The sequence below is a fragment of the Streptomyces sp. RLA131 genome (assembly GCF_056270125.1).
This window is the reverse complement of sequence record NZ_JBWDOQ010000002.1, coordinates 6,568,124-6,580,941: the sequence shown is the minus strand read 5'-3', so window position 1 is coordinate 6,580,941 and position 12,818 is coordinate 6,568,124. Positions and strand designations below refer to the sequence as shown.

General features: G+C 71.4%; 11 protein-coding genes. 7 read left to right on the top strand and 4 right to left on the bottom strand.

The window, feature by feature from the left end:
• Nucleotides 1-4 precede the first annotated feature (4 nt).
• On the bottom strand, nucleotides 5-1,090 hold the full coding sequence (locus tag RWE79_RS30690) for a MarR family transcriptional regulator (RefSeq protein ID WP_475943329.1): 1,086 nt from the start codon (nucleotides 1,088-1,090) through the stop codon (nucleotides 5-7).
• 511 nt (nucleotides 1,091-1,601) lie between these two features.
• Between RWE79_RS30690 and RWE79_RS30685 the strand changes: the two genes are divergently transcribed.
• The 4 genes from RWE79_RS30685 to RWE79_RS30670 all read left to right on the top strand — a co-directional run bounded on the left by RWE79_RS30685 (nucleotide 1,602) and on the right by RWE79_RS30670 (nucleotide 6,372).
• Entirely contained in the window at nucleotides 1,602-2,909 is a 1,308-nt protein-coding gene (locus tag RWE79_RS30685) for an ABC transporter substrate-binding protein (RefSeq protein WP_475943328.1), read from the top strand.
• Nucleotides 2,910-3,076: 167 nt separating this feature from the next.
• A complete protein-coding gene (locus tag RWE79_RS30680) occupies nucleotides 3,077-4,015 on the top strand; it encodes a carbohydrate ABC transporter permease (RefSeq protein WP_475943327.1) in 939 nt (312 codons plus the stop codon).
• The gene (locus RWE79_RS30675; protein WP_475943326.1) at nucleotides 4,012-4,920 is read left to right on the top strand and encodes a carbohydrate ABC transporter permease; all 909 of its coding nucleotides are present in this window, start codon (nucleotides 4,012-4,014) and stop codon (nucleotides 4,918-4,920) included. The genes RWE79_RS30680 and RWE79_RS30675 overlap by 4 nt, the downstream gene beginning before the upstream one ends.
• A 48-nt stretch (nucleotides 4,921-4,968) precedes the next feature.
• Nucleotides 4,969-6,372 (top strand): GH1 family beta-glucosidase, encoded by a 1,404-nt coding sequence (locus RWE79_RS30670; RefSeq protein ID WP_475943325.1) that lies wholly within the window; start codon nucleotides 4,969-4,971, stop codon nucleotides 6,370-6,372.
• On the opposite strand, the gene RWE79_RS30665 is transcribed toward RWE79_RS30670, so the two are convergent.
• Complete coding sequence (locus RWE79_RS30665) at nucleotides 6,347-7,144, bottom strand: rhomboid family intramembrane serine protease (protein WP_475943324.1); 798 nt, start codon at nucleotides 7,142-7,144, stop codon at nucleotides 6,347-6,349. The genes RWE79_RS30670 and RWE79_RS30665 overlap by 26 nt on opposite strands.
• Nucleotides 7,145-7,243: 99 nt before the next feature.
• Here RWE79_RS30665 and RWE79_RS30660 point away from each other — a divergent pair, with 99 nt between their 5' ends.
• The gene (locus tag RWE79_RS30660) at nucleotides 7,244-8,131 is read left to right on the top strand and encodes an alginate lyase family protein (RefSeq protein WP_475943323.1); all 888 of its coding nucleotides are present in this window, start codon (nucleotides 7,244-7,246) and stop codon (nucleotides 8,129-8,131) included.
• Here RWE79_RS30660 and RWE79_RS30655 read toward each other — a convergent pair.
• Complete coding sequence (locus RWE79_RS30655) at nucleotides 8,112-9,752, bottom strand: S53 family peptidase (protein WP_475943322.1); 1,641 nt, start codon at nucleotides 9,750-9,752, stop codon at nucleotides 8,112-8,114. The genes RWE79_RS30660 and RWE79_RS30655 overlap by 20 nt on opposite strands.
• Nucleotides 9,753-9,968: 216 nt before the next feature.
• Between RWE79_RS30655 and RWE79_RS30650 the strand changes: the two genes are divergently transcribed.
• Nucleotides 9,969-10,097 carry a hypothetical protein gene (locus tag RWE79_RS30650; RefSeq protein WP_475943321.1) on the top strand — a complete coding sequence of 43 codons (129 nt, stop codon included), beginning with the start codon at nucleotides 9,969-9,971 and terminating at the stop codon, nucleotides 10,095-10,097.
• Between the two features lie 68 nt (nucleotides 10,098-10,165).
• Here the strand turns inward: RWE79_RS30650 and rsgA are convergent, their stop codons facing one another.
• Nucleotides 10,166-11,281 carry a ribosome small subunit-dependent GTPase A gene (gene rsgA / locus RWE79_RS30645; RefSeq protein WP_475943320.1) on the bottom strand — a complete coding sequence of 372 codons (1,116 nt, stop codon included), beginning with the start codon at nucleotides 11,279-11,281 and terminating at the stop codon, nucleotides 10,166-10,168.
• Nucleotides 11,282-11,797: 516 nt separating this feature from the next.
• On the opposite strand from rsgA, the gene RWE79_RS30640 reads away from it, so the two are divergent.
• Nucleotides 11,798-12,754, top strand: coding sequence for a GlxA family transcriptional regulator (locus RWE79_RS30640; RefSeq protein ID WP_475943319.1), 957 nt, complete (start codon nucleotides 11,798-11,800; stop codon nucleotides 12,752-12,754).
• The last annotated feature ends 64 nt before the right edge of the window (nucleotides 12,755-12,818 follow it).

The following is a 12,818-nucleotide window of genomic DNA, read 5'->3' as shown; positions in this document are numbered from 1 at the left end:
ACCCTCACCGATCCGGTTCCGCTGCCGGATTCGATTCCTGATCCACATCCGGTTCCGGTTCCAGTTCCGGTTCGTCCGGCCGCCTTTTCCCGCGCGGCCGCAGCAGTCCCTTCCAGCTCCCCGGATGCCGTACCGGGGCCAGCGCCTCGTGGATGCCGCTGGCTCCCGGCAACCGCTGGGGCAGCCCTTCCGGCGTGACCGGCCGCCGGCCCGGCAGATCCGGCTGCGACGGCTGCGACGGCTGCGACGGCTGTTCCGGTGGACCGGAGCGCGGCCCCAGCGGCAGCGGCTCCGGGGCCGCCGGGGCCGCGGGGGCCACCCCGACAGTGGGGGCCGTCACCGGCGGGGCGGCTGTGACGGGCTCGGGGGCGGCGATCTCCACCAGCCCCTCGGACAGCATCCGGGAGACCTCGACCGTCACCGAATACACACCGCGCCCGAGGGTGAAGGCGATGTCCCGGGCGCTGCGGCGGCCGTTGGCGCAGAGCAGGATGGCGCGGCGGCCCCCGCTGAGCGCGTCCTCGGCGTCCGCGTCCCGGGGCAGCGCGACCACCCGCTCCCGCTCCGGTGAGATCCGCGCCGGCAGCGAGGCCAGGGCCTCCAGCCGGCGCCGGGCCTCCCCCAGCAGCAGCTCAGGGGCGATCGCCCGGCCGGCGAAGGGCGGCGGCCCGTCGGGGCCGTCGCCCAGGAAGACGCAGTCGTCCATCCGGCCCGCGATGACCGCGAAGGCGGCGTCCTGGGCGGCGACCAGGCAGAGCACCTCGTGCTCGGCCACCCCGAGGCAGCCCTGTTCCACGAGGGCGGATCCGGGCCAACGCCCGTCGCCGTTCGCGTCATGGGCCGCGAGCCACTCGTCCTCGCCGACTCTGCCGGAGCGAAGCAGCAGCGTGCCGACCCCGGGCGCCCCGGGGCTCTCCACCGCCACCACGTCGCCGCGGGTCAGGTGGAAGACCCCGCCGGGGCTTCCGACCACGCGCAGTACGCCCGAGCGTCCGTCCCGCCCGCACCGTGCCAGGGCCCGGCCGAGCAGTCCCGGTGCCGGGTGGTCGGCCGGCGCGGACTCGGACAGCGCCGCGGGCCCGGACGTCACGGTCGCCCCCGGGCGCACCGGATGCCGGACGCGCTTATTTCCGGCATCGCTCCACCCCTGTCACACCCGTCAAACCGATCCGGCATTCGGCGCACGGCGAATCGCACAATCGACCGGCCCGTCACGCCAGGTGGTATTTCTATCAGCCCGCCCGTAACGCACCTGGGAATTCACGGGAGTTGGCGGAGGACGCACTTTTGCGACTTTCTTCTGCCCATTTCTCTTCCTTCCCGACCGTTTGATGTCACCGCTGCGGGAGGAGGTGCTTCGACGGGAACCGGACTCCGTGGCCTTGAGAGCGCTCTCAAAGCTAATACGCCATCAAACTGGCACAAAAAACCCGTCACCCCCTGGAAGAGCCCCCCCCCCCCCCCGTTCCGCCGCCCCGACCGGAACGTTACGCGTTCGACTCTTGACGGCGGCCACAGCGGCGGGCAATCTCCTCTGCATCGCTTGAGAGCGCTCTCAAGAACTCGCTCCATGCCCATCCTTGAAGCCATGGGAGGCTTCCATGCCGATCGCCCGAGCCGCCAGACGTGCCGCCACCCGACTCGGGGCGGTGGCGCTCGCCGGGGCCCTGCTCGCTGCCTGCGGATCCGGCTCGTCCGGGGATTCCGCCAACGGCGCCGACGGGGGGAAGGTCACCCTCACCGTCGACCTGTTCGGTACGTTCGGCTACAAGGAGGCCGGGCTGTACAAGGAGTACGAGAAGCTCCACCCCGGCGTCACCATCAAGGAGAGCAGCACCGAGAACGAGGCCGACTACTGGAAGGCCCTCCAGACCCGGCTGGCCGGGGGCGGGGGTCTCGCCGACGTCCAGGGCATCGAGGTCGGCCGGATCGCCGCCGTGACGCAGCAGCAGGCGGACAAGTTCGAGGACCTCAACGGCCTCGGCGCCAAGAACCTCAAGTCCGACTTCGCACCGGCGAAGTGGTCGGCGGCCACCACCTCCGACGGCCGCACCCTCGGCCTCGGCACGGACGTCGGCCCGGAGGCGATGTGCTACCGCACCGACCTGTTCAAGAAGGCCGGGCTGCCCACCGACCGTGAGGAGCTGGCGAAGAAGTGGGCGTCCTGGGACGGCTACCTCGCCCTCGGCAAGCAGTACAAGGCCAAGGCGGCGGCGAAAAGCTACTGGACGGACAGCGTCGCCAGCCTGTACTCCGTCATCAACGGCCAGCAGAAGGAGCGGTACTACGACGCCTCCGGCAAGCTGGTCTACGCCTCCAACCCCGCGGTGAAGACCGCCTGGGACACCTCGGTACAGGCCGCGCAGGACGGTCTGAGCGCCAGGCTCGCCGAATGGACGCCCGCCTGGAACCAGGCCTTCAGCAGCGGCAGCTTCGCCACCATCGCCTGCCCGGCGTGGATGCTCGGCTACATCAAGGGCCAGGCCGGCGACAGCGGCAAGGGCAGGTGGGACGTGGCGACCCTGCCCGGCGGCGCCGGCAACTGGGGCGGCTCGTATCTGGCCATCCCGAAGGGCACGGCGCACGCCAAGGAGGCCTTCGCCCTCGTCAAGTGGCTGACGGCGAAGGAGCAGCAGGCCAAGCTCTTCAAGAAGCAGGGCAGTTTCCCCTCCAACACCGGGGCCATCGCCGCCGTCAAGGACGTCACGGACGCGTACTTCAGCGACGCGCCCATCGGCCGGATCTTCGGTGAGGCGGCCGAGCAGTCCCCGGTGCAGATCCTCGGCGTCCACGACAACGACGTGAACACCCAGATCACCAACGCCCTCGGCGAGGTCGAGCGCAAGGGCGTGTCGTCGGCGACCGCCTGGTCGCACGCCGAGAAGGGCGTCAGGAACGCCCTCGGCTGATCACGGCCCGCCCGCCGGGGCCCGGCACCTCCCCTCTCCCCCTCCGGTGCCGGGCCCGGCACCCCGCCGACCGGAAGTCACGACCGAAAGCCCGGCCGAAAGACCGAAAGCCCGGCCGGAAGTCACGGCCGAAAGCCCGACCGAAGGCCCCGACCGAAGGCTCCGCCATGACCCTCGCCGCCACGGCCGCCGCCCCCGCGCCGCGCCCGCCGCGCCGCATCCTCAGTGCCCTCTCGCCCTACGCGTATGTCGCGCCCTTCTTCGCCCTGTTCGCCGCGTTCGGGCTGTTCCCGCTGCTCTACACCGCGTATGTCTCCCTCTACCGCGTCGAGTTGCAGACCCCCGGCGAGATGGAGTGGCGGGGCCTGGACAACTACACGGCCCTGCTGACCGACGACTACTTCTGGACGGCGCTGCGCAACACCTTCACCATCGGCGTCATCTCCACCGTCCCCCAGCTGCTGATGGCCCTCGGCCTCGCCCATCTGCTCAACTACCGGCTGCGCGGCCGCACCTTCTTCCGGGTCACGATGCTCCTGCCGTACGCGACCTCCGTGGCCGCCGCGACCCTGGTCTTCGCGCAGCTCTTCGGCCGGGACTACGGACTCGTCAACTGGGTGCTGAGCCTGGTCGGGGTCCACCCCGTGGACTGGCAGTCCGGCACCTGGAGTTCGCAGATCGCGGTGTCGACCATCGTGACGTGGCGGTGGACGGGCTACAACGCGCTCATCTACCTCGCCGGGATGCAGTCCATCCCCGGCGATCTCTACGAGGCCGCCGAGCTGGACGGAGCCTCCCGCTTCAAGCAGTTCCTGCACGTCACCCTGCCCGGGCTGCGGCCGACCGTGCTCTTCACCGTCGTCGTGTCCACGATCGGCGCCACCCAGCTCTTCGGCGAGCCGCTGCTGCTGGAGAACAGCGTCTCCGGCGGCATCTCGCACCAGTACCAGACCCTCGGCCTCTACATGTACGAGCAGGGCTGGGGCTTCTTCCACCTCGGCCGGGCCGCCGCCATCGCCTGGGTGATGTTCGTCCTCATCGTGCTGCTGGTCCTGGTCAACGCGGCGATCGCCCGGCACCGCGGCAGTAAGGAGGACTCCCGATGACCACGGCCCCGCCACGCCCCGTCACCGCCGCCGCCCCGCGAGCCCGTGTCACCCTGCCAAGGGCGCTGCGCGGCCGCCGGGCCGGCCGCCAGCACCACGGGGGTGTGCTGGCCTATGTGATCCTGATCGTGGCCGCGCTCTTCTCCGCCTTCCCCTTCTACTGGACGATCGTCGCCGCCACCCGTTCCAACGCGGAGCTGGCCCAGTCGCCGCCCGCGCTGCTGCCCGGCGGCAACCTCGTCCACAACTTCCAGCAGGTCCTGCAGCAGGCCGACATCGGCAGGGCCCTGCTCAACTCCCTGATCGTCTCCGGCTCGGTGACCGTCGGCACCGTGCTCTGCTCGACGCTCGCCGGCTTCGCCTTCGCCAAGCTGCGCTTCCGGGGCCGCAACGCGCTGCTCGCGCTCACCGTCGGGACGATGATGATCCCGCCGCAGCTCGGCGTCATCCCGCTCTTCATGCTCATCGCGAAGCTGCACTGGGTGAACCAGCTGCAGTCGGTCATCCTGCCCGGGCTGGTGTCGGCGTTCGGGGTGTTCTTCATGCGCCAGTACCTCCTCCAGACCCTGCCGGACGAGCTGATCGAGGCGGGACGCGTCGACGGCGCGTCCACCGCCCGGATCTTCTGGAGCATCGTCGTACCGATCGCCCGTCCCGGCATGGCGGTGCTCGGCATGCTGACCTTCATGGCCTCCTGGAACGACTTCTTCTGGCCGATCATCGCGCTGACCTCGCAGCAGCCCACCGTCCAGGTCGCCCTGCGCCAGCTCGGCGGCGGCTATGTGCACGACCAGTCGGTGATCATGGCCGGCACGCTGCTCGGCACGCTCCCGGTGCTGCTGGTCTTCGGGCTGCTGGGCCGGCAGATCGTCGGCGGCATCATGCAGGGCGCGGTCAAGGGCTGACCGGCCGGGCGTCGCGCACCACGTCTCCCCCACACCTCAAGGAGCCCCATGACCACCGTTTCCCGGGCCGAGCCCCGCCCCCGCGGAGCCGCCCCCGGTTTTCCGCCCGGATTCCGCTGGGGGGCGGCGACGGCCGCGTACCAGATCGAGGGCGCGGCGAGCGAGGACGGCCGCACGCCGTCGATCTGGGACACGTTCAGCCGGACCCCCGGCAAGGTGCGCAACGGCGACACCGGGGACACCGCGGCCGACCACTACCACCGGATGCCCCAGGACGTCGCGCTCATGGCGGAGCTGGGCCTGACCGACTACCGCTTCTCGGTGTCGTGGCCGCGTGTGCAGCCGACCGGGCGCGGTCCGGCGGTGGAGAAGGGGCTCGACTTCTACCGGCGGCTCGTCGACGAGTTGCTGGACCGGGGCATCCGTCCGGTGCTCACCCTCTACCACTGGGATCTGCCGCAGGAGTTGGAGGACGCGGGCGGCTGGCCGGAGCGGGAGACCGCCGAGCGGTTCGCGGAGTACGCGGGGCTGGTGGCCGGCGCCCTGGGTGACCGCGTGACGTCCTGGACGACGCTCAACGAGCCCTGGTGTGCCGCGTTCCTGGGCTACGGCGAGGGTGTGCACGCGCCGGGCCGTACGGATCCGGTGGCCGCGCTGCGCGCCGCGCATCACCTCAACCTGGCGCACGGGCTGGCGACGGGGGTGCTCAGGGACCGGCTGCCGGCCGGCGCCGAGGTGTCGCTGACGCTGAACCCGGCGGCGGTGCGGCCGCTCACGGACTCCGCCGCCGACCGGGACGCGGCCCGCCGGATCGACGCGCTGGCGAACCGGGTGTTCCTGGACCCGGTGTTCCGCGGTCGGTATCCGCAGGATCTGCTGGCGGACACCGCGCCGCTGACGGACTGGTCGTTCGTACGCGACGGGGACCTCGCCGAGATCTCCCGGCCCCTGGACTCGCTGGGGCTGAACTACTACACGCCCACCGTGGTCGCGGCGGGCAGCCATCCGGCGCCCTCCCCCTGGCCGGCCGCCGGCGGGCACGTCCGCTTCCTGCCGGCCCCGGGCCCGCGTACGGCGATGGGGTGGCCGGTGGACGCGCACGGCCTGTACGAGGTGCTGGTGCGGCTGCGGGACGACCTGCCGGGCGTACCGCTGATCGTCACCGAGAACGGCGCCGCCTATGACGACTACGCCGATCCGGAGGGCGCGGTGCACGACCCGGAACGGGTGGCGTACCTGCGGTCGCATCTGGCGGCGGTGCACCGGGCGATCGTTGACGGCGCCGATGTGCGGGGCTATTTCCTGTGGTCGCTGCTGGACAACTTCGAGTGGGCGTACGGCTACAGCAAGCGCTTCGGCATGGTGCACGTGGACTTCGCGAGCCAGCGGCGTACGCCCAAGGACAGCGCCCGCTGGTACGCGGACGTCATCGCCCGCGGCGGACCGGTCTGACGGTGGGCGGCGGGGGCGTGCCGGCGCGCAGCGGGACGGCCAGGAGAGCGCCCACGGCGAACCCGGCGACGTGCGCCAGGTAGGCGACCGTGCCCGCCTCCGAGGTGCCGTAACCGGCGGAGTAGAAGGCCTGGAGGACGAACCACATGCCCAGGACGACCCAGGCGGGCAGCCGCAGGGGGAGGAAGAAGAGAAAGGGGACCAGACCCCAGACCGGGGCGCGGGGGTAGAGCACGAGGTACGCGCCGAGTACGCCCGCGATGGCACCGGACGCGCCGACCAGGGGCACGGAGGACGAGGGGTCGGCGAGGGCGAAGCCGTAGGCGGCCGCGTAACCGCACACCAGGTAGAACAGCAGGTAGCGGAGGCGGCCGAGGCGGTCCTCGATGTTGTTGCCGAAGATCGCCAGAAAGAGCATGTTGCCGAGCAGATGGGTCCAGCTGCCGTGGACGAACATGGCGGTCAGCACCGACAGGGCGGGCGACTTGCTGTAGCCGGGCGGGCCGAGCAGGCAGCCGGGCCCGGCGACGCCGCCGGCGGTGGCGCCGGTGGGCACCAGGCGCGGCATCCGGCCCTGGACGATCTCGCGCGGCACCGCGCCCCAGTGCTCGACGAAGGCCTGCTGGTGGCAGAGGGCGTCCAGGGTGGTCCCGCCGGTGAACGAGGTCACGCCCGGCGTGCGCAGGAAGACCGCGACATTGAGGACGATGAGGGCGTAGGTGATCCAGGGCGTCCTGCGCAGCGGGTTGATGTCGTGTACGGGAATGACCACGGTCCATTCCTACCCGCGGCCTGAACGGCGTATCAGATTCTGCGCGGGCGGCCGCGGCCGGGCGACGCCGCGATGGCGAACTCGCCCCCGGAGGGTCCCATGCGCGGACCGCGTGCCGTCCGTCCCGGACCGCGTGCCGTCCGTCCCGCCCGCCTTGCCCGCGCAGCGCTCGTCGCGCCGCTGCTTGTCATACCGCGGCCGACCGCCGCCCCCGCCCCGGCGCGCTCCACCGCACACCCCGCCGCGCCGGGTGCCGCGCATCCCGCCGCCGGGTCCGCGCCCGGCGGCAGCCCTGGACCTCGGCCTTCGAGGCGATGCGTAGCCGGCCGCTACGGGTCGGCCGGCTACACCCCGCACTCCCGCGACGTGGTCGTGTGCCCCGGGGACAACCGGCCGGGGGGCGGCCGCGTCGAGGAGCGCGAGGACGCGCCGGCCGCCTGTACACAGGCGCTGCTGTGGTACATCACCCGGGACCGCGCGCACGCCGGGGCCCCCGGACTTCAACGGCAACTGGGACCTGACGATGGAGGACGCGGCCACGACCGGCGGGCCTTCGACGAGGCGGTCGGCCGCTTCCGCGACCGGGTGCGGGCCTACGTCCATCTCGCTCCGACGGGCAGCTCGATCCGTACGCCGGACGAGACGGCCGCGTACTGGTTCGGGCAGCGGGAGTACCCGGACGGCATCGCCCAGGAGACCTGCCGCGACTTCCGGCATGTGGGGTACTCGCTGGCGGCCACCGCGCACATCGCCGAGACCGCCTTCCACCAGGGCCTGGACCTGTGGGGCGAGATCCACGAACGGCTGCGGGCGGCGTTGGAGTTCCACGCGCGGTACGAGATGGGGGCACCGGTGCCGCCGGGACCGACGAGCTGTTCGTGGCGTGGGAGGCCCTCACGCACGCGGACAGCCCCGGCCGGTGAACCGGCCGGGGCTGCTGCTCCTGGGGTGGGGTACCGCGGTCGGGCTAGAGCTCCGCGGCGATGAAGTTCGCGCCGTTGTACGAGCCCCAGCCGGTCACCTTGTCGTAGCCGGTGGCGGCGCTGTAGCCGCCGTTGCTGCCGCTGGTGACGTCGTGGAAGGCCGAGCTGTAGCTGGAGGAGGTCGCCAGGGCGTAGATGGTGGAGTTGGCGTAGCCCAGCTCGTAGCCGCCGGTGGCGTCGGCCTCGTCATCGAGGATGGCGGTGAAGGCCGCCCAGTTGGGCGCCGCGGCGCTGGTGCCGCCGTACTCGGCCCAGGCGCCGGCCGAGTAGACCGCCCAGCCGGAGCTGGGGTTGGCGTCGGCGGCCACGTCCGGGACGCCGCGGTAGGAGCTGCTGTTCTCCGAGGAGGTCTGGAAGCTGGGGCGGGCGAAGATCGAGGACACGCCGCCGCCGGAGCCGGACCAGGCGGTCTCCTTGCTCCAGGTGCCGGAGGAGGTGGTCAGCGTGGTGCCGCCGGTGCCGGTGACGTAGGGGTCGGAGGCCGGGAAGTCGACCGACTTGCCGCCGGTGCCGGCGTCGTCGGAGCCGCTGTCGCCGGAAGCGGCGAAGACGGACTGGCCCTGGGCCGCGGCCTCCTGGAAGTCGGTGTTCAGCGCGGTGCGGTTGGAGGCCGTCTCGCCGGACTCGTAGATGCCCCAGCTGATGGAGACCACCGGCACGTCGTCGCTGACGAGCGCCGAGTACACGGCGGTCTCACCGGCGTCGCTGTTCGGGGCCTCGTACACCTTGATGGTGGCGCCGGGCGCGATGGCCTGCACGACCTCGATGTCGAGTTCGACCTCGCCCTGGCCGGACAGGTCGGTGGTGCCGCCGCCGGCGGTGCGCACGGTGGGGGTGCCGGTGCTGATGCCGTAGTAGTTGTCGTAGTACGTGATGTTGGACTGCTTGAAGGCCGAGAACTCCAGCAGGCCGACCGTCACTCCGCTGCCGTTGTAACCGGCCGAGACGGTGGAGGTGAGGTTGTAGGCCTTCTTGGCCGTGGTCGGGTTCAGGCCCGCGGCGACCTTGGGGGTGGCCTTCGGGGTCACCCTGGCCTGGCTGTTGTGGTGGTACTTCGCGTAGTTGTTCAGCCCCGAGACGTCGGAGACGGAGGCGGCGATGCCGGCCGGCAGCCGGGGCGCGGAGGTGTTGGCGAAGTAGGAGTGATCGCTGCCCTTCTCGCGGTACTTGGCGAGGGTGGTGCCGAAGGCCTTCTCGACCTGGGCGGCGGTGCCGCTGGCGCCGATGGTGAGGTGGTTCTTCGAGATCTTGCCGGTGGTCAGGCCCTGCGAACGCAGATACCGGGAGACCTTGCCGATGGTCGTGGCGGTCGCGCCGTAGCGAGCGGCGAACTGGGGGACCGTCAAGTAGTGCTTGTACTGCGGGGACTTCTTGTCGCCCACCTTCGCGATGAAGGCGTCGAGTCCCTTCTGGTCGCGCGGGGTCAGGCTGACCGTGACGGGCACCTGCTTGCCCGAGGAGACCGTGCCGGTCTCGGCCGAGTGGCTCACAGCGGATATGACATCGCCGCGCAGTGCGACCCGGCTGTCCGCCTGGGCCGCGAAGGCGGGGGCGGCGGCGAGTGCGGCGACGACGGGGAGGGAAACGGCCAGCAGACCTGCGAGTGGTCTCGTACGAGACGTCAAGGCGTCCTCCGGAAGGGAGTGGGGGGACTTGGGGGAACGGCCTCAACGCTAGGCAGCGGAACCCCTGCCCATAAGCGGGGTAACCCTTGCGGCAGTTGTTAACTGCTGATGTCCCCCCGCGACGGTTGGGAGGGGACACCCCCGGGAAGGTCACGTATTGAAATCGATCGTGAAGGCGTGGTGAACGACTCATAGGGTCGAAGGAGGGGTCAGCTCATGGTTTATTCGGTGATTCTCGGCGTCGTGATCGTGGCGCTCGGGGCCGGCACCGTCATCTACACCTTCTGGCACGAGGGAAGCCCGCTGCCGTTCCGGCGGCGCCACCGGCACAACGGTGCCGGGTGACACCACCTGCCACCCGGCACCACTGAGGCCCCCGAGGCCCCTGACTGCTCTGCCCTGCCCTGCCCTGCTCAGTACGCCTTGCGGTGACCTCCGCCGCGCTTGCGCTCGTACATCTCACGCCCGGCCGCCGAGCGCATCTTCCACTCACGGCGCATCTCCGACCGCATCCGGTGGTCCGTGCGTGAGGCGATCCAGGCGTTCTCGCGCAACAGCTTTCGGTAGCTGTCGAGCCGGCGGTGCGCCAGTGCCCCGTCCTCCAGGGCGGCCAGCACCGCGCAGCCCGGCTCGGCGCTGTGCGAGCAGTCGTGGAAACGGCAGTCGGCGGCCAGCCCCTCGATGTCCGAGAAGGCCTGGGTGAGCCCGGCCTCGGCCTCCCACAGGCCGACCCCGCGCAGCCCCGGCGTGTCGATCAGCACCCCGCCGCCGTCCCCCGGCAGCGGGATCAGATCCCGGGTTGTCGTGGTGTGCCGGCCCTTGCCGTCACTGTCCCGGTTCGCCTGCACCTCCTGGACCTGACGGCCGGTCAGAGCGTTGGTGAGCGTCGACTTGCCCGCCCCCGACACCCCGAGCAGTACGGAGGTCGTGCCGGCCAGCACCGCCGCCAGCACATCGATCCCCTCCCCCGTCTCGGCGCTCACCACGAACACCGCCACGCCGGGCGCCGCGCCCTCGGCGTCCGCGAGCAGGTGCTCGGTTTCCTCGACGAGGTCGGCCTTGGTGAGCACGACCAGCGGCTGCGCCCCGCTCGTCCAGGCCAGGGAGAGGAAGCGTTCCAGCCGTCCCAGGTCGAGTTCGGCCGCCAGCGACACCGCGATCACGGCGTGATCGACGTTGGCCGCCAGCACCTGGCCCTCGGACCTCTTGGACGAGGTCGAGCGCACAAATGTCGTACGCCGCTCCAGCAGCGCCCGTACCACCGGCCCGGCGCCCGCGGCCGGATCGACCGCCGCCCAGTCCCCGGTGCACACGATCCGAAGCGGATCCCGGGGCGTCACCGGCCCGGTGTCCGCCCGCACCGTCCCGTCCGGGGTGACGACATCGCACAGGCCACGATCGACCCGCACGACACGGCCGGGCACCAGGCCACGGTCCGCGTAAGGAGTGAATTCGGCATCCCGGTCCTCGTCCCAGCCATACCGGGCCAGGGCGTGCTGAGGAGCTGATGCGGAAGAAGTGTCGAACAAGGGGAAACCCTTCAAAGGGTGGCCCCGGCAACGCGCGCTCGGCGCGCGGAAGTGTGTGGTGTCAGCCGGAGGCCACAGAGGTGGAAACGATGAACTCCTGAATGCGGGCAGCGCCCGTCACCGTGACAGTCATCAGATCCTCACCTCCTGCGTCCTCGACGAACCGACGACACTCTCCCGGGAGCGGCACACCGCCGCCTCCTGGTAGACGGGACCATAGCCCCGCACCGGAACGCGGCGCCACCGAATTAACGACAGCCGGCCCCGGGCCGAGCCCCAGCGACGACCGGCTCATCACACGGGTGTTGACGAGCGGTCCGGCCCGAAGCGACGCCCGCTGCTGCTAGCCGCCAGCGACACCGCGATCACGGCGTGATCGACGTCGGCCGCCAGCACCTGGCCCTCGGACCTCTTGGACGAGGTCCATTGCTCCGGACACAGTCGGCGTGCGCGTTGTTGTTGTCCTGGCAAATCGGGCCGGCATACCGGCAGCCGTCTGCCGGTAGCCTCTTCCCCGTGCCACCCCCGCCCCCGCATCACGTCGCGGTCCTCGTGCTCGAAGGTGCGAAGCCTCTGGATGTCGGTATTCCCGCACAGGTGTTCACGACCCGCGCGAGTATGCCGTACGAAGTGCGGGTGTGCGGCGCGGCGCCCGGTCTTGTGGCCGGCGGCGACGGCCTGTCGTACTACGTGGCCCACGGCCTCCGGGCGCTTGAGTGGGCTGACATCGTCTTCGTCCCCGGCTACCGGTTTCCGGACCGCGACGACCCTCCGCAGGCCGTGGGTGACGCGCTGATCGCCGCCCATGACCGGGGAGCGCGGCTCGCCGCCATCTCGACGGGCGCCTTCGCGCTCGCTGCCACGGGCCTGCTCGACGGCAAGCGCGCCACGACGCACTGGCATTACACGCGGGCACTCGCGGCGAAGCATCCGCTCGTCCGGGTCGACGAGAACGTTCTGTTCGTCGACGAGGGCAGCGTGCTGACGTCGGCGGGCGCCGCCTCGGGCATCGACCTGTGCCTGCACATCCTGCGCGGCGATCTCGGGGTGTCCGCGTCGAACCACGCGGCCCGGCGCCTGGTGGCGGCCCCCTACCGCAGCGGCGGTCAGGCGCAGTACGTGCCGCGCAGCGTGCCCGAGCCGCTCGGCGAGCGGTTCGCCGCCACCCGGGAGTGGGCGCTGCACCGGCTCGGTGAGCCCCTCACCCTCGAAGTGCTCGCCCGGCATGCGGCGGTGTCGCCGCGCACGTTCTCTCGACGCTTCGCCGAGGACACGGGGTACACACCGATGCAGTGGGTCATGCGCGCCCGCATCGACGTGGCCCGCGAGCTGCTGGAGCGTTCGCAGCGGAGTGTCGAGCAGATCGCCACCGACGTCGGTCTGGGCACCGGTGCGAATCTGCGGCTGCACTTCCAGCGCATCCTCGGCACCACGCCGAGCGAGTACCGGCGCACCTTCGCCCGGGGTGAGTAGTCCACCGCCACCATGTGGCGACCGTGGCGCGATCCTTTCGGACCGTGGCAATCCCGCCACTGTC